This window comes from Binatus sp. (SeqCode) (assembly GCF_049584895.1).
Classification (GTDB): Bacteria; Desulfobacterota; Binatia; order Binatales; family Binataceae; genus Binatus.
Window position 1 is genome coordinate 1 of record NZ_JBAUYR010000071.1, and the last position, 16,869, is coordinate 16,869.

A 16,869-nucleotide genomic window follows, 5' to 3' on the forward strand; every position below is an offset into this window, starting at 1 on the left:
GATTTCCACCTGATGTTCACCGACACGGTGCTGTGCTTCGACAACGTCCGGCAGACGCTCAAAATTATCGCCAACGTCCCGGTCGAAGAGTTCGCCTCGACCAAAATGGCGTATCAAAGCGCGCGCATCAAAATCGACGAGATAATCGAGCGCCTAAAACGTCCCGCGGTGCCGCCGTTCCTCGAAGGCGCGCGCAACGTCGCCATCAACGACGCGTCCATCACCTCGAACATGACGCGCGAGGGCTACATGGCTATGGTTTCCGCGGCGAAGGAATACATCGCGGCCGGCGACGTCATTCAGGTGGTCCCCTCGCAGCGCTTCGAGGCTCCCCTGACCGCGCATCCGTTCAACATTTACCGCAGCCTGCGCACGATCAACCCGTCGCCCTACATGTTCTACCTGCGCCTCGGCGATCAGACGCTGGTCGGTGCGTCGCCCGAGGTGATGGTGCGCGTCGAGGGTCGCGAAATAACGCTGCGGCCGATCGCCGGCACCCGCCGCCGCGGCGTCACCGAGGCCGAGGATCGCGAACTCGAAGCCGAGTTGCTCGCCGACCCCAAGGAACGCGCCGAGCACGTGATGCTGGTCGACCTCGGGCGCAACGACGTCGGCCGCGTATCCGAAATCGGCTCGGTGAAAGTAACCGAGCTGATGGTGGTCGAGCGCTATTCGCACGTGATGCATATCGTGTCGAACGTTACCGGCGTCCTGCGCGACGGATGCGACGCGTTCGACGCATTCGCCGCCACCTTTCCGCAGGGCACGGTCTCCGGCGCCCCGAAAATCCGCGCGATGGAAATTATCGACGAGCTCGAGTCGGTACGCCGCGGCGTCTACGCCGGCGCGGTCGGCTACTTCAGCTACACCGGCAACACCGACACCGCGATCGCGCTGCGCACGCTGCTGATCAAGAAGGACCGTGTGTATATACAAGCAGGCGGCGGCGTCGTCGCCGACTCGGACCCTGGCGCCGAGTTCGAGGAGTCGGTCAACAAGGCTCGCGCGATGGTGCGGGCGCTCCAGGCCGCGCGCGATTTCGAAACCGCGGCGAAGAGGTAGGTCGCATGGCGAGCAATAAAAGACTGCTGATGATCGACAACTACGACTCGTTTACCTACAACATCGTGCAGTACCTCGGTGAGCTCGGCGCCGACGTCACGGTAAAACGCAACGACGCGATCGACGTCGCCGGGGTTCGCGCGCTTCATCCCAGTGCCGTCGTCATCTCGCCCGGGCCGTGCACTCCCACCGAGGCCGGCATCTCGCTGACTCTGCTGCGCGAGATGGCGGGCGAGGTTCCGATACTCGGTGTATGCCTTGGCCTGCAATGTATCGGCGAAGCGTTCGGCGGCAAGGTGGTGCGCGCGGATCGCCTGATGCACGGCAAGACCTCGCCGATAATCCACGACGGCAAGACGATCTTCGCGGGCATCCCGAGTCCGTTCGACGCGATGCGTTATCATTCGCTACTGGTTGACGCCGCGTCGGTTCCGCCGACGCTGGAAGTCAGCGCGCGCACGGCGGAAAACGAAATCATGGGACTGCGCCACAAACAGCACGCAGTCGAAGGCGTCCAGTTTCATCCCGAATCGATTCTGACCTTCGAGGGCAAGCATCTGCTGCAAAATTTTCTCGACGGCCTCGACAAAAACGGAACCGCACAATGAGCGGACTCCACGAACCCCTGCAGGCGCTCATCGACGGGCGCTCGCTCACCGACGCTGAGGCTGAACTCGCGATCGGCGAGATCATGGACGGCGGCGCGCCCGACGCCGTCGTCGGCGCGTTCCTCATCGCACTGAAAATCAAGGGCGCCGAGGCCGACGAGCTAGCAGGCGCGGTGCGGGCGATGCTCGCACGCGCGCGTCCGCTGAATCTTCGCGATGGCGAGGTGCTCGATACCTGCGGCACCGGCGGCGATGGCGCCAGTACCTTCAACATTTCGACCGGCGCCGCGTTGATCGCGGCCGCGGCGGGCGTGCCGGTCGCCAAGCACGGCAATCGCGCGATCAGTGGCACAGTAGGGACGGCCGACGTGCTCGAGGCGATGGGCGTGAAGATCGATTGCGATCCCGACGGCCTGAAGCGATGCCTCGATGAAGCGGGATGCTGCCACATCTTCGCGCAGGTGTATCATCCCGCGTTCAAGAAGATTGCGCCGCTCAGGCGCGAGCTCCGAATCCGCACCATTTTCAATTTGATGGGGTCGCTCGGCAACCCGGCGCGTCCTCGCTTCCATCTATTGGGCGTCGCCGAAGAGAATTTGCTCCGGCCGATGGCGAACGCGCTCAAGGCTCTCGGAACCAGGCGCGCGATGGTCGTGCATGGCGGCGACGGAATCGATGAAATCGCAATCAGCGGCCCGACCAAAATCGTGGAACTGCGCGATGGCGAGCTGACGGAGTATCAAGTCTCGCCGCTGACTTTCGGAATTTCTCGAGGCGACCATCGCGCGCTGGTGATCAAAAATCTCAACGATGCGGTGCGAGTTCTGCGCGGCGCACTTGATGGCGGTTCAGGGCCGGCGCAAGATGTGCTCGCGCTGAACGGCGGCGGCGCAATTTACGTCGGCGGCAAGGCCGCGTCGCTTAAAGAAGGCGTCGATGCGGCACAGGAAATTATCGCCAAAAGCCGCGCGCTTGAAGTCCTCGAAAAAATGCGGCGCGCCAGCAACGGAATCCAATGAGCTCAATCCTCGACAAGATATACGCGGCCAAACGCGTCGAAGTGCGCGCCCGACGCACGATAGTTTCGCCGATGGCGATCGTCGCCGAAGCGGGGAGGGCGCCCAAGCCGCGCGATTTTATCGCTGCGCTGCGCACTCGGCGTCCCGCGATAATTGCGGAGATCAAACGCGCCTCTCCGAGCAAAGGCGACATTATGCCGAGACTCGATCCGGCCAGCGTAGCGCGCGATTACGCCGCCGGCGGCGCCGCTGCAATCTCGGTTCTGACCGACGCACATTTCAAAGGCACGCTTGACGATCTGCGCACCGTTCGCGCCGCGGTCAACGTTCCTCTCCTGCGCAAGGACTTCATTTTCGAGCCATACCAGGTTTACGAAGCGCGCTCGGCCGGCGCGGATTGTATTCTGCTGATCGCCGCGATGCTGAAAGAAGGCGAGCTGCGTTCGCTGGCGGCGCTCGCGCGCGAGCTTGGGATGGCAACGCTCGTCGAGTCGCACGATGCCGCGGAGTTTGCGCTCGCCGCGAAGATTGGTGCGCAGCTTGTCGGTATCAATAATCGCGACCTGCATACTTTCGTTACCGATATCGCAGTGACCGAGCGCCTGCTCGCGGGTTACAAAGGCGACGCGGTGATAGTTACAGAAAGTGGAATCGATTCGCCTGAGGATATTCGGCGTCTTGACGCGGCGGGTGCGCGCGCATTTCTGATAGGCGAGAGTCTGCTGCGAGGCGGACAGCCAGGCGCGAAACTTGGCGAGCTGATAGAGGCGCTATGACAGTTCGAGTCAAAATTTGCGGCATTACGATTGTCGAAGATGCGCGCGCAGCGATCGAGGCCGGCGCCGATATGATCGGACTGAACTTCTATGCGAAGACTCCGCGCTTTGTCGACGTCGATCGCGCTCGCGAGATTCGCGAGGCGATTGGCGCGCGCGCCGTGGTGGTCGGAGTGTTCGTCAACGCGGCGCGCGCTTATATAGATGAGCGCCTGCGCGCTGTGTCGCTCGATATGATCCAGTTTTCAGGCGACGAGGATGACGCGGCGCTCGCGGGCTGGCCGGTTCCATCGATCGTCGCGCGACGGTTAAAGGCGGTGGAGGGTTCCGGCGTAAGGCCGCATCGCGGCGATTACGTTTTGTACGACTCCTTCGACGCGAAACTGTTTGGCGGTACCGGAAATCGTATTTCACTAGATCAGCTTCGTGCCGTGGACTTGAGCCGCGCGTTTATCGCCGGCGGATTGAATCCCGACAACGTTGGTGAGGTCGCCACGCTCGAACCTTACGCAGTCGATTGTGCGAGCGGTGTCGAATCGTCGCCGGGTGTGAAGGACCACGATAAAATTAGGAGCTTCGTCAACAATGCAAAACGTTCCCGATAGCCGCGGCCATTTCGGCCAGTTCGGCGGCAAGTACGTCGCGGAAACCCTGATGCCCGCGCTGTTCGAACTCGAGCGCGCATACAAGGAGGCGCGTCGCGATCCGAAGTTTCGCGCCGAGCTCGAGGATCGCTCGCGCGAGTTCGTGGGACGTCCGACGCCGCTCTACCTGTGCGAGAATCTCACGTCGAAACTCGGTGGCGCGAAAATTTATTTGAAGCGCGAAGATCTTTGTCATACCGGCGCGCACAAGGTGAACAACACGCTCGGGCAGGCTCTGCTGGCGGTGCGCATGAACAAGTCGCGCATCACCGCCGAGACCGGAGCGGGGCAGCATGGCGTCGCGACGGCCACGATGGCGGCGCTGTTTCGGCGCGAGTGCGAAGTCTTCATGGGTTCGGTGGATGTCGAGCGGCAATCGCTCAACGTCTTTCGGATGAAGCTGCTCGGCGCCAAGGTCACCCCCGTCGAGAGCGGCAGCAAGAGCCTGAAGGACGCGATGAACGAGGCGCTGCGCGATTGGATCGCGACGGTGCGCAACACTTACTACCTGATTGGCACGACGGCAGGACCGCATCCGTACCCGATGATCGTGCGCGACTTCCAGGCCGTCATCGGGCGCGAGGCGCGCCGCCAGATTCTTAAGCACGAAGGGCGCCTGCCCGACGTGCTGGTCGCATGCGTCAACGGCGGCTCGAACGCGATCGGACTTTTCTACCCATTTATCAAAGATGCCGGCGTGAAGATGATTGGGGTCGAGGCCGCCGGCCTCGGCATCAGCGGACCGCATCATGCGGCCACGATCACGGCGGGCAGCGTCGGCGTGCTGCACGGCAACAAGACCTACCTGCTGCAAGATGAGCTCGGACAGGTTCGCGAGACGCATTCGATTGCCGCGGGCCTCGACTATCCGGGCGTCGGCCCCGAGCATTCGTGGCTCAACGACGTCGGCCGCGCCGAGTACACGTCGGTGACTGATGCCGAGGCGCTCGACGCTTTGAAGATGCTGTCTGAGACCGAGGGGATTATTCCGGCGCTCGAGAGCTCGCATGCGGTGGCGCACGCGATCAAGCTGGCGCCGCAAATGTCGAAGGAACAAATCATGATCGTGAATCTGTCGGGACGCGGCGACAAGGATATGCAGACGGTAGCGAAGGCGTTCAGGGTGACGGTGTAGGACGATGGCAACGGAGCACAGAATCAAACGAAAATTTCGCGAGCTGCGCGCGCGCGGCGAGGCAGCGCTGATCCCGTTCATCGTCGCTGGCGATCCCGATATGGATACGACGCGGAAGCTGGTGCTCGAAGTCGAGGCTCGCGGCGCCGACCTGATCGAGCTGGGCGTGCCGTTTTCCGATCCGATGGCTGACGGCCCCGCCAACCAGCGCTCGCTGGCGCGCGGGCTCGGCGCGGGTGCGTCGTTGGCGGCGATACTCTCGATGGTGAGCGAGCTTCGCGCGCAGACCCAGATTCCGCTGATCCTGTTCGGCTACTACAACCCGATCTTTCACTACGGATGTGAGCGTTTGTGCGCCGACGCCGCGCGCGCGGGAATCGACGCTTTGCTGGTGGTCGATTTGCCGCCTGAAGAGTCCGGAGAGCTCAAGAAGCCGGCGCGCGCTAACGGTCTGGACCTGATCTACCTCCTCGCGCCGACGACGCCTATCGACAGGAGCCGCGCGATCGCCCGCTCTGCCAGCGGCTTTCTCTACTATGTCTCTGTGACTGGTGTGACCGGCGCGCGCGCGCATCTCGACACGGGGATTGCGGAGCACATGCGCGAGATTCGCAGCGTGACCGATCTGCCGATCGGCGTCGGGTTCGGTATCTCGACGCCTGTACAGGCTGCCGAAGTCGCGACGATGGCCGATGCGGTCGTTGTCGGCAGCGCGATTTCGTTGTTGATCGAACAGCACACGAAGTCCGGCGACGTGCCGGAAGCGGTGGGCGGACTGGTCGGTGCGATGAAGGATGCGATGAAATCAGCGCGACGCATCGAGAGCGCGCCCGCGGCGGAGAATTCAGATGGCTGAACGCGAACAGACGCCGGTCGCGACGCAGGCACCCTCCGACGACATCTGGTCGAAATGCCCGTCGTGCAAGGAGATGGCGTTCCGCAAGGAAGTCGAACGCAATCTGAACGTATGCCCCAAGTGCGGTTACCATTTTCGCGTGACGGTGCCGCAGCGGCTGTCGATCAGCGTCGATCGCGGGACGTGGCGCGAGTTGATGGCCGAGATGGCGATTGGCGATCCACTCGGCTTCGTCGATTCGCGGCCTTATCCCAAGCGGATGGAGCAGGCGCGCGCCAACAGCGGCCGCAACGACGCGGTGGTGGTTGGAATCGGCAAAATCGAGAATCGGCCGGTGGCCATCGGCGTGATGGATTTCGAATTCATGGGCGGCAGCATGGGCGTGGTGGTGGGCGAGAAGCTCGCGCGCCTGTTCGACATCGCATGCGAGCGCAAGCTGCCGGTGATCATATTCGTCGCGTCGGGCGGTGCGCGAATGCAGGAGGGCCCGCTGTCGCTGATGCAGATGGCGAAAGTATCGTCCGCGATCGCGCGATTTCGCGACGCGCGCCTACCGTATATTTCCGTGCTGTGCGATCCGACCACGGGCGGCGTCGCAGCCTCGTTCGCGATGCTCGGCGACTTGAATATTTCAGAGCCCGGCGCGCTGATCGGTTTCGCGGGACGTCGCGTGACGGCGCAGACCAGCGGTCAGGAGCTACCGGAAAATTTTCAGCGCGCCGAGTTTTTACTGGCGCACGGGATGCTCGACGCTATCGTCCCGCGTCACCAGATGCGCTTCACGCTGTCGCGAATCCTCACGATGCTAACGAGACCGCGCGGAAATCGCGGCGCGGGGCAGGGCGGATCGAAAGGCAAGCGCAGAGGAGTCTCCTAGCTTGAACTCTTCTTTTGCTCCGCCTCTTTGATCAGGTCCGCGATATTCCAACCGAGGATCGTCAGGCCGCTGATGTTCGCATCTTCGATGCTGACATCGGCGAGATTCACGTTGGTAAGCTTCGAGCCTTGAAGGTTTACGTCGGTAAAAGACGAGCCTCGCAAATTCACGTTAGTAAATTTGGAATCCGCCAGGTCCACGTCTTCAAATTCGGCCTGCGCCAGACCGCATCCGCGAAATCTGGCGCCGCGCATCTGTTCCTGATCGAACCGCTTGCCTTCGCTCATCGACTCCTCCTCAAACGCCCACTCTCTATAGCCGATCTCGCGAGCTAGGACACGGACACTTCGCGGAATCTTCCGCGTACCGTTGATTGCCGATAAACTCCGGCTGGATATGGACCAGCTCAGCAAGACGATCGACTGGCTCTACTCGCTGGAGGCTCGCGGCGAGATCTACAAACTCGAGCGGATGGAGGCTGCGCTCGAAGTTATCGGCAATCCGCATCGCAAACTGCGCGCCGTGCACATTGCGGGGACCAAGGGGAAGGGCTCCGTCGCCGCGATGCTCGACAGTTGTCTGCGGCGCGCCCGTTATAAGACGGGGCTCTACACCAAGCCGCACCTGGTTAATCTCGCGGAGCGGACGCGGATTTCGGGGGCTGAGATTCCGGCGGCGCTGATGCTCGACTATATCGAGCGCCTGCGCGCGATTTACGATCGCGCCGGCCTTGCGCTCACGTTTTTCGAGTTCACCGTTGCGATGATGTTCCTGTACTTCGCCGAGGAGCACGTCGATATTGCGATAGTTGAGACCGGCCTCGGGGGGCGGCTTGATTCCACCAACGTCGTGACGCCGATTTTGAGCGTGATTACCCCGATCGGTTTTGATCACATGGAATATCTCGGCTACACCATCGCGGCGATTGCGGGCGAGAAGGGCGGGATTATCAAGAACGACGTGCCAGTCGTGATTGGTGCGCGAGACGAGGAATCGCGTCTCACCTTGACCTCGATAGCCGCGCAGCGTCGTAGCGCGGTCCGCTTGATCGATCGCGATTTTTCGTACAAGTCGCACGCGCCGGCGCATCGATTGGACTATCACGGCCTTGGGCTCGAGTTGCGCGATCTCGAGATTGGGTTGGCGGGACCCTTTCAGCATGAGAATGCCGCGATCGCGGTTGCTACCCTCGAAGCTTTGCGCACGCAGGGCTGGCGAATCGACGAAGACGCAATTCGGACCGGGCTCCGCGAAATTCAGTGGCCGGGCCGTTTCGACATCGTATCGAAGCGGCCGCTGGTTATCCTCGATTGCGCGCATAACGAGATGAGCATTGCCGCGCTGCTCGAGACGATGAGCGTCGAGCTGGGTCCCGATGTGAAGCCACGGCTGATATTCGGATGTCAGTCCGCAAAAGAATGGACGCGGATGGCGGCGATGCTCGGTCCACGCGTGCGCGACGTCACTTTGACCCGCGCCAAACCCAAGAGCCCGCTCGAACCTGAAGAGCTGCTCGCGCATTTCGGGGCGCATTGCCCGGCACGCGTCGAGCGCGATCCGCTCCGCGCGATCGACCGCGTGTTCTCTGAATTGGCGTCGGACGACGTGGCGCTTGTTACGGGATCCGTGTATCTTATCGGCGAAGTTTATCCGTACTTTTTGAGCCGTGAGGGGCGGAGTGGTTTGTTTCCTGAAGCCGGCGCTTAGAAGTCTGGCGATCGCGCTCGCGATAATGTGGGCCGCGCTGCTCTCGCCGGCTATTGCCCGCGCCGACGATCCCCCTCCCGCCGTCGCTCCAACCACCGCGGCTACCAAGAGAAGATCTTCAATTCCGGCTCCAGTGCGGGTCGAGCACGGAGAACCGGTCAATGTCACCGGCCAGGAAACCATCTACGACTCGAAGACCGACACCTTCGTGGTGAAGGGCGACGCCGTCATGACCCAGGGCGGCACAGTATTGAAGGCAGATCAGATCGATATCATGCGTCGCGACCGCAAGGCGCGCGCGATTGGGCACGTGCACCTGATCGATCCCGAGGTCGAGATGTGGGCGACCGAAGGCACCATCGACATGACCAATGAGACGATGGTGCTCTACAACGCCAAGATACTGGCGAAGCAAAATATCTATCATCTTGAAGGCAAGCAGGTCACAAAGCTCGAAGGGCAGACCTACGAGGTGAAGGACGGATATTTCACGACCTGCGGATGCGAGAAGGGCACGCCCGACTGGTCGATTAACGCGAAGGAGATGAAGGTGAACGTCGGGCAGACCGGTACTGCCCAAAATGCCACCTTCAACGTCGCCGGTTACCCGGTGATTCCGATGCCGTACGCAATTTTTCCGGCCGATTCGGATCGGCACAGCGGCTTCCTGAGCGGGCGCGAGGGTCAGTCTGGCCTGCGCGGTTTTCAGTGGCTTCAGCCATATTATATCGCGATCAACAAAAGCTCGGACGCGACCGGCGCGTTCGATATCGAGACCTCGCAGCGAGTCGGTGGCCTGGGCGAGTATCGGCTGGTAAACGGCAAAGACGACTACCTGTGGGCCGATGGCGCGTTCTACAACGAGGCGCTACGGTCGGACGCGAATCGCCTGGACGATATCATCGATCCGCAGATCGCCGATCCGCATATCCCGGTAAATCGCTTCGGGATTATCGCGATGGCGCGGCAGCATCTCACCGACAACCTTATCGCCTACGGCGACACGGTCTCCGTAAGCGATAGCCTGTATCTGCGCGAGATGGATGTGTGGACCTTATCGCGCGGCTTCCAAAGCGGGCTGGGCCAGTCAAATTTCGGCTCGATGTCGAATGCGGCATCGAACTTCGGGATGCTCTATCAATTCGAAAACGCCTACGCGCAGCTACAGGGCAACTGGAACCAGGATCTGATTCAGCCGCAGCAGTTCGCTTTGCAGCGACTGCCGGATCTAACGGTCACCGGACGCCAGGAATTGTTCAACAACCTGATGTTCTCGGACTACGATGCGGAGGCGGTCAACTTCTACCGGTACCAGGGGATCGACGGCGGGCGCTTCTCCGCCAATCCCCGGATTACGCTGCCCTGGCGCCTGGGCGATTACCTGACTGGTTACGGGATGGTGGGTTCGCAGGGCGTTTTATATGACACGGCTGGACGGAATATTAATATCATCCCGGTCGGAACCAAGCCCCCAATCAATGCGAGAAACTCGACTTGCCCAGGCGGCGGCGGGGTTGAGCTTACTTTCAACAATTGCGTCACCTTGAGTCCCTTCAACAGCTCGGGCACCAGCGCGCGAATCGTCCCCTATGCCAAAACCGGCATCTCTACCCTCGTGGATCGCGTGTACGACTTCCAATTTAGATCGATTGAGAAGCTCAAGAACACTATCGAGCCGTTTGCCAACTATGAGTATGTGCCGCGCGTCTACCAGGGCAATCAGCCTTTGTTCGATCAGACCGATCGGTTGAATTCGCGCAGTCTCATCACTTACGGATTCACGACGCGGCTGTTCGCCAAGATTAAAGAACAAGCTCCGGAGGAGACGACCACCGACGCAACCCCGACCGAAACCGAAGCGATAACCGATACCGGCGGTACGAATGTCGGACCATTCCATGAAGAACCGCTGGCGGATTCTTTGGTGCCACCCGGCGGAAATATCGTCCGCAACGGCGAGCATTCCCAGCAACTGGCCTCGTTAACGGTACAGCAGGCCTACGACACCTCGCATGAGGTCGCAACCGGCGGCTCGCATGTATCGGATATCGAGGGGCTGCTGAGCCTCTATGCAACCCAGATCGCAACCCTGAGTTCGCAGCTCGACTACAATCCGCGCGCGCATTCCGGGATTACGCAGGCCAACGCGACGCTGGATATTCAACCGCCCTGGAGCACCAAAGGGTCGTCGATTTACCTGGGCAAAGCATTGCAGGGCTCGTTTATCGAGTTCGCGTACAACTATGCGAGCCGGACCTCCACCGTCATTCAGGCGACCAACAAAAACGCCGCCCAACTCGTATCGGGACGAGCTTATACGGAGGTATTCGATAGGCTCGGTTTCTACATTGCGCCTAGCTACGATCTCGCTGCCGACCGGAATCTGTCGACCGAGTACGGCGTGCGGCTGAAATCACCGTGCGATTGTTGGGCGGCGGACCTTGGAATTACCGACTCGACCAATCCCAATGAAGTGCAGGTCCAGTTCCAGTTGACCCTGGGCGGCCTCGGCTCAGTCGGACGCAGTCCGTTCGGACGCAATCCATTCCAGACGCGCGGCCTGGTCGGCTCGCCCACCGGAGTTCTGCCGAATTACTGAAACCGCGCGGGCCCGGCGCTTCTAGAAGTACAGCAACGCGATATCGGTGAGTATCCACAGCGCGACCGCGAGCAGCAGCGGCCGATCATGGATCAACGCCCGCGCCGGGTCCCCGCCTTCGTTGCGCTCATCGATCAGGTAGAGATAGCGCAGGATTCCGAATGCGACGAACGGCACCGTCAGATAGAGATGCCTGGTTCCGAGCTTTGCCTCGACTTCGGCCGATGCCGTGTAGATCATGTAACTGACGAGCGCCGCGCCCGCGACGATCGAGATCATCTGATCGACCAGTCGGACGCTGTATTCCGAAAGCGCGCTGCGATGCGCGATCGCGTCGTCGCCCAGCGCTATCAGCTCGTGGCGTCGGCGCGCCAACACCAGGAACAACGCCAACACGAAGGTGATGAACACCAGCCACGGGGATACTTCGACGTTGATCGCGACGCCGCCGGCGAACGCGCGCAGCACGAATCCAATCGCAACCGCAATAATGTCGACGATCACCTGGTGCTTCGCCCACATTGAATAGAAAAATTGAAGCGCGGCGTAGACCACGGCGATTCCAAGGAACGTCCGGCCCAGTATGATACTCAGCACGATCGCGATCGCGCCGAGAGTCAGGGCGGCCCGGGTCGCGGTCGCAACCGACAGATCGCCGCGGGCCAACGGACGGTCGCATTTTTCGGGATTCAGCCGATCGGCTTCGCGGTCGGCAATGTCGTTCAGAACGTAACCGGCGCTCGAAAGCGCGCAGAACGCGACGAACGCGACCACCGCCAGCACCACGTCGTGCAACACGAACAGCCGCTGGCCGAATACCAGGGCCGCCAGCACCAACGCGTTCTTGATCCACTGATGGGGCCGCGCGAGCCGGAATATCGCGGCCATCTGGCCGGTGCTCGGACCTTCGTTCAACTTTGGCGCCGCGTTCACTGCATTTCGTTGTATAGGTGCGCACTTCGCTGTCGCAAGACGCGTCGGCGCTTGACCGCGACCCGCGTTTGCGAAAACAGTACGCTCGATGAGTACTTCAACCCAAGAAAAAACCGGACCGTCAGCCACCGTTGATCTCGCCGGCCTCAAGCGGTTCCTCGATGAACGCAAGCTCGGCGATACCGGCGCGCTTCGATCCGAAAATATCTCGTTCGGCCATTCCAACGAGGTTCACCTGATTCATTTCGATGGCAAGTCATGGGCCCTGCGACGGCCGCCGCGCGGGCCGCTGCTGCCGACCGCGCACGACATGATGCGCGAATATCGCGTGATCAAAGCCTTGCAGGACACCCCGGTGCCGGTGCCGCGCGTGTACGCCGTATGCGACGATTCGTCATACATCGGCGCCCAGTTTTACCTGATGGAGTACCTGCGTGGCGACGTCGTGCGCGCCGACAACAAGCACTTCGCGCAGACCCCCGATCTGCGCCGGCAGGTAAGCGAGCAGATGGTGGATGTGCTCGTCGCGCTGCAGCAGGTCGATTGGCGCGCGGCCGGCCTCGAGGGTTTCGGGCGGCCCGACGGCTACCTCGAACGCCAACTCAGGCGATGGACCGATCAGCTCGAGCGCACGATTCCGCATACCCGTCCGCTGCCCGTCATGGAAAACGTCAAGGAGTGGTTGCGCGCGCGAATTCCCCAGTCGCCGGCGCCGACGATTGTCCACGGCGACTACAAGCTCGACAACGTGATGTTCGATCCGAAAAGCACGCGCGCGATCGCGGTGCTCGATTGGGAGATGTCGACGATTGGCGACCCGCTGGCGGATTTCGGTTGGATGCTGACCTACTGGCCCGACCCGACTGACGCGTCGGGCGGCGTGATCGCCAGCATGCAGGCCGCGCCAGGATGGCTCACGCGGCGCGAGATGATCGATCGATACGAGCGCCGCACCGGCCTTGCGATGCGCGACTTCCCATTCTACCAGGCGTTCGCGCTGTTCAAGCTCGCAATCATCATGGAAGGCAGCTACGCCCGCTTCGTGCTCGGCCAGACCGACGATCCCCTGTTCGCCGCCAGCAAAGAACGAGTCCCAGCGCTCGCCGACGCAGCTTGGTCGGTCTGCAACTCAGCGCCGCGAGGCTAGCTATTCGCGGCCCGAAAGATCGATCGCAACCAGCCGCGCGCTTCAGGATACTCGTCGACGTCCAGCACGAACTCCTGGCCGCGACCGACTGATTGCAACCGCATCGAGTCGTCACAGTCCGTCCAGCGCGTCGGCTTCGAGTGATAGGAAAGGGCAGGGCGGCCGTTTGGATGGAACCATCGCGGCAGCTGCCACACGGAACAATTCGAGTCGGTCTTTGTGAGTATCAACTCGGGCCTAATCCGGTCGAAGGTTCCGGCGCCTCTCGTTTTGAGGCCAATCGACGAGAGGCGGTCGCTCGCGAAATAGAGCGTGTTGTTTTTGTATCGCTCGGGCGCCGCGAGATGCGGATGTCCTTCTGCCCACGGGATTTCAATCGCAAGCTCGCTAGTCGCGCGCGACACGCTCGCGACCTGCAGCCATCCGAAGATAACGTGAAGTTTCGGTGCATCGCGGACGAAGCGGAACCCACCTCCAACCTTCTCGGCTTGCCGGAAGCATCCGAAGAACAAAAACAGATCGCCGCGTCCGACTTCCTGCCTCGCGAGATGACTCTGCGCGGCTGCGGCTTGCCCGAAGATCGAACGCCATCCCGCGCTGCGTGGGATCGCATCGCGGCGCAAATCCGGATCGAGATGCGCGCCATCACTCTGCTGTACTCGACCGCGCGTCAGGTCTTCGACAATCCGCACAATCGACGAGCCGTTGAATGAGGAAATTTCGGCGTATCGAGTCGGTGCGCCAGCATCCGGAATCGGAAGCGAGCAAAGTTGACCGTCCAGGATTGGGCTTGGGCATCCGCCATTCGCAGAATCAAATCCCTTGCGGCTTAAAATCAGCTTCATAATGATTCGCGCCCTGCGCTGACAATGACATAAAACGACTTGCTTGCGAGCGTCGCTTCAACGTCGGGGTTGAGGGAGTGTGAACCAGCGTCGAGAAAGATCCGGGATTCTTCGCTTCGCTCAGAATGACAAGGGTGCTGTTCGTTCTCCGTGCTCGACTCTTTTCTTTGTGTCATTCTGAGCGCAGCGAAGAATCCCGGACGCGCCAGTGCGAAGGATATTCGATCCACAATCCTCGGCAACGGCTGGCTGGAATGGCGCTGAACGCTTCGCTACAAAGTGACGTAAATGCCGGACTCTGATCTGCTCGCTGAACTGGCGCGCTTTATCGAACGCATAACCGCAATCGCGCGGACCGGGCTCGCCTTCAAGCCCGACGGCTACGATTCCGAGCGCTACGAGGAATTGCTCAAAGAGGCGGCGCGGATGCATGCGGTGGTCGCCGGTGCGAACGATGACGATGCGGAAGCGTTGCGCCGCCGATGGCGCGAACAAGTGATCGCCGGCTACGAAGGATACGTCACGGCGGCCGTGGGATGCGGCGTGATCGCGTTCAACGACTGCGACGAAATCCTCATGATGCAGCGGCCGACCGGGAAGTGGTGGTATCCCACCGGCTTCTGCGATGTCGGCATATCGCCCGCAGAGAACGTCGCGAAGGAAGCGCGCGAGGAGACCGGCCTTATCGTCGAGCCCGAGCGTCTGATCGCGGTAATCGACAACAAGAAGTACGGCTCACCCGCCCGCCATATCTACTCGATGCTTTTCTATTGTCGAATTGTCGGCGGCGAGTTGAAGCCGAATCCGCTCGAGGCGCTGGCCGCCGCTTTCTTCCCGCTCGACAGTCTGCCCGAGCCTTTGCACGGGGTCGACCGCAAGTGGATTGCACTCGCGCGCGAGTTCCACTTCAATCGCCGCGTGGCGCCGTATTTCGATCCGTTGTGAAGTTCTAACGAGAGGTCGCTTCGCCTGGGGGAGTGGCCTGAGCCTGCATCGGCGTACTTCCGCCGGTGCTCGCACCGATCGAAATGATCATCATCCCTTGCTCGTAACGCGGACCCCCGACGATCAATGTCCCGTTGTTTTTGAGCTTGAGGTCGGTAGTCATCATCGGGCGCGTGCCGTCGAACAGCACGATTTCCATCGCGATCATGTCGCCGTCGATGGCGCGCGGTTGCACGTGGAGAATCTTGCCGCCCGGAAGAGTGAACGCGATCATCTTGCCGCAGTCGGTCTCGCCCTCGTTATGACCGATCAGGCTGTAAGTCGAAAAGCCAAACAGGCCGCGCAGCTTCTGGCCCATCGGGGCGAGCCGCGGGTCGGTGCCCTCGTTGGTGTCGGCGGCCATCACCGAGTCGACGTAAACGTTCACCTGCTTCGACGCCATTTGGGCGTTGGTAACGCCAGCCTGTCCGAAGGCCGAGATCACTATGATGAGGAAAGTGAGGGTACCGGGACGCACCGACATGGCGACCTAGGGCTGATCCGGCAACCAGATGACCGTGGTGTCCCTGCGCGGCTCGCTCCAAACTGCGACAGAATGGTTCTCTGACTCGAGGCGAGAGATGTCGGCGTGAGAATCGTTGTCCGCCATTGTAGGCTCGTTGGCCGTCGCGTCCGCCACCTGAGCGGGTGCGGGCGCCGGCGCGGCGTTGTGATCCGAACTGGCGACCACGGTCGGCAAGGTCTCTCGATTGGCGAGTTCCCGGGCGTACGGCGTCATCAGAATTATGGTGACGATCGCGGCTACCACGACAGCGCCGCCCCACGCGAACCCGGAGCCGACCGACTCCAACTGACGCCTGATGAAACGCTCGATTCTGGTCATCACCGGCTGCGGCAAACGATCGACGCGAGCTACTACCGCGCTCGAGAAACCGGCCAGCGAAGGCACTTCCGTGATGGATCTCAGGTCTCGTCCAAGCTTCGAATAATCGGCGAGGACGCCCGTGCAGGACTCGCATCGCGCCAGATGATATGCGACTTCCTGCATCTCGTTGGGTTCGAGTTCCGAGTCCTCGAACGCGCCGAGCATCATGCTTATTTCACCGCATTCAGCCATATGCTTCGCTCAGTTCCCACCCAGATCCTTCAAGATGTTACGCAGGTGCGTGCGTGCATAGTGCAACCTGCTCATTACTGTTCCTCTAGGGCACTGCAAAACGTCGCTAATTTCGTCGTACGACATCCCTTCGACTTCGCGTAGAAGTATCACTGCACGATGTTCCGGCGTCAACTCCTCCAGCGCTTGCTTTAGGCGCGCCGAGAGTTCACTGCGGCTGACTTCCTTGAATGAATCTCCAGTAGTGGTCGGCAGCTTGCCGATCTCGTTTTCGGCGTCTTCTCCATGCAGAACTACGTGACGTCCCTCGCGGCGCCAGAAATCGATCGCGAGGTTGGCCGCGATTCGATAGAGCCAGGTTGAGAAGCTCGAGCGAGACTCGAATTTTGCGAGGTTTTCATAGGCGCGAACGAAAGTCTCTTGCGCCAGTTCAATCGCATCATCCTGATTGTGCACCACCGCCAGCGCGACTCCGACCACTCTACGCTGGTACCGCTCCACCAACACGCCGAATGCTTCCGAATCGCCCTTGCGGGAGCGTTCGATAAGCTCGGCTTCGTCGCCGTCCTGACGGCCTGGTGTTCTCAACTTGAGTAGAC

The 16,869-nt window shown here is 61.2% G+C and carries 18 protein-coding genes; 12 read left to right on the forward strand and 6 right to left on the reverse strand.

Annotation, left to right across the window (positions count from 1 at the left end; translation table 11 throughout):
* From WB650_RS12830 to accD, 8 genes are all read left to right on the forward strand, one after another.
* The coding region (locus tag WB650_RS12830) for an anthranilate synthase component I family protein (RefSeq protein ID WP_423960726.1) at nt 1–1,062 on the forward strand (1,062 nt) is incomplete at its 5' end.
* Between the two features lie 5 nt (nt 1,063–1,067).
* Complete coding sequence (locus tag WB650_RS12835; protein ID WP_422302879.1) at nt 1,068–1,670, forward strand: anthranilate synthase component II; 603 nt, start codon at nt 1,068–1,070, stop codon at nt 1,668–1,670.
* Complete coding sequence (trpD, locus tag WB650_RS12840) at nt 1,667–2,689, forward strand: anthranilate phosphoribosyltransferase (protein WP_422302877.1); 1,023 nt, start codon at nt 1,667–1,669, stop codon at nt 2,687–2,689. The genes WB650_RS12835 and trpD overlap by 4 nt, the downstream gene beginning before the upstream one ends.
* A complete protein-coding gene (gene trpC, locus WB650_RS12845; RefSeq protein WP_422302875.1) occupies nt 2,686–3,465 on the forward strand; it encodes an indole-3-glycerol phosphate synthase TrpC in 780 nt (259 codons plus the stop codon). The genes trpD and trpC overlap by 4 nt, the downstream gene beginning before the upstream one ends.
* Complete coding sequence (locus WB650_RS12850) at nt 3,462–4,070, forward strand: phosphoribosylanthranilate isomerase (RefSeq protein ID WP_422302873.1); 609 nt, start codon at nt 3,462–3,464, stop codon at nt 4,068–4,070. Before trpC ends, WB650_RS12850 begins: the two co-directional genes overlap by 4 nt.
* Nucleotides 4,051–5,244, forward strand: coding sequence for a tryptophan synthase subunit beta (gene trpB / locus WB650_RS12855; RefSeq protein ID WP_422302871.1), 1,194 nt, complete (start codon nt 4,051–4,053; stop codon nt 5,242–5,244). Before WB650_RS12850 ends, trpB begins: the two co-directional genes overlap by 20 nt.
* Before the next feature lie 4 nt (nt 5,245–5,248).
* On the forward strand, nt 5,249–6,100 hold the full coding sequence (gene trpA / locus WB650_RS12860; protein WP_422302869.1) for a tryptophan synthase subunit alpha: 852 nt from the start codon (nt 5,249–5,251) through the stop codon (nt 6,098–6,100).
* Nucleotides 6,093–6,977 (forward strand): acetyl-CoA carboxylase, carboxyltransferase subunit beta, encoded by an 885-nt coding sequence (accD, locus tag WB650_RS12865; RefSeq protein WP_422302867.1) that lies wholly within the window; start codon nt 6,093–6,095, stop codon nt 6,975–6,977. The genes trpA and accD overlap by 8 nt, the downstream gene beginning before the upstream one ends.
* Here the strand turns inward: accD and WB650_RS12870 are convergent.
* Complete coding sequence (locus WB650_RS12870) at nt 6,974–7,264, reverse strand: pentapeptide repeat-containing protein (RefSeq protein ID WP_422302865.1); 291 nt, start codon at nt 7,262–7,264, stop codon at nt 6,974–6,976. The genes accD and WB650_RS12870 overlap by 4 nt on opposite strands.
* A gap of 109 nt (nt 7,265–7,373) precedes the next feature.
* Between WB650_RS12870 and WB650_RS12875 the strand changes: the two genes are divergently transcribed.
* Nucleotides 7,374–8,684, forward strand: a complete 1,311-nt coding sequence (locus WB650_RS12875; RefSeq protein ID WP_422302863.1) for a bifunctional folylpolyglutamate synthase/dihydrofolate synthase — start codon at nt 7,374–7,376, stop codon at nt 8,682–8,684.
* Entirely contained in the window at nt 8,644–11,283 is a 2,640-nt protein-coding gene (locus WB650_RS12880) for an LPS-assembly protein LptD (RefSeq protein WP_423960730.1), read from the forward strand. The genes WB650_RS12875 and WB650_RS12880 overlap by 41 nt, the downstream gene beginning before the upstream one ends.
* Before the next feature lie 21 nt (nt 11,284–11,304).
* Here the strand turns inward: WB650_RS12880 and WB650_RS12885 are convergent, their stop codons facing one another.
* A complete protein-coding gene (locus WB650_RS12885) occupies nt 11,305–12,216 on the reverse strand; it encodes a decaprenyl-phosphate phosphoribosyltransferase (protein WP_423960732.1) in 912 nt (303 codons plus the stop codon).
* 88 nt (nt 12,217–12,304) lie between these two features.
* Between WB650_RS12885 and WB650_RS12890 the strand changes: the two genes are divergently transcribed.
* Nucleotides 12,305–13,363 carry a phosphotransferase family protein gene (locus tag WB650_RS12890; protein WP_423960733.1) on the forward strand — a complete coding sequence of 353 codons (1,059 nt, stop codon included), beginning with the start codon at nt 12,305–12,307 and terminating at the stop codon, nt 13,361–13,363.
* Here WB650_RS12890 and WB650_RS12895 read toward each other — a convergent pair.
* Nucleotides 13,360–14,208 (reverse strand): hypothetical protein, encoded by an 849-nt coding sequence (locus WB650_RS12895; RefSeq protein WP_422301682.1) that lies wholly within the window; start codon nt 14,206–14,208, stop codon nt 13,360–13,362. The two genes, WB650_RS12890 and WB650_RS12895, sit on opposite strands and share 4 nt — an antisense overlap.
* A 288-nt stretch (nt 14,209–14,496) precedes the next feature.
* On the opposite strand from WB650_RS12895, the gene WB650_RS12900 reads away from it, so the two are divergent.
* Complete coding sequence (locus WB650_RS12900) at nt 14,497–15,153, forward strand: NUDIX hydrolase N-terminal domain-containing protein (protein ID WP_423960735.1); 657 nt, start codon at nt 14,497–14,499, stop codon at nt 15,151–15,153.
* 4 nt (nt 15,154–15,157) lie between these two features.
* On the opposite strand, the gene WB650_RS12905 is transcribed toward WB650_RS12900, so the two are convergent.
* Genes WB650_RS12905 through WB650_RS12915 form a run of 3 tightly spaced genes read right to left on the reverse strand, consistent with a single transcriptional unit; the run spans nt 15,158 to nt 16,858 of the window.
* Nucleotides 15,158–15,676, reverse strand: coding sequence for a hypothetical protein (locus tag WB650_RS12905; protein WP_422305212.1), 519 nt, complete (start codon nt 15,674–15,676; stop codon nt 15,158–15,160).
* A gap of 6 nt (nt 15,677–15,682) precedes the next feature.
* The gene (locus WB650_RS12910) at nt 15,683–16,270 is read right to left on the reverse strand and encodes a zf-HC2 domain-containing protein (protein WP_422305210.1); all 588 of its coding nucleotides are present in this window, start codon (nt 16,268–16,270) and stop codon (nt 15,683–15,685) included.
* A gap of 9 nt (nt 16,271–16,279) precedes the next feature.
* The gene (locus WB650_RS12915) at nt 16,280–16,858 is read right to left on the reverse strand and encodes an RNA polymerase sigma factor (RefSeq protein ID WP_423960738.1); all 579 of its coding nucleotides are present in this window, start codon (nt 16,856–16,858) and stop codon (nt 16,280–16,282) included.
* Nucleotides 16,859–16,869: the final 11 nt, after the last annotated feature.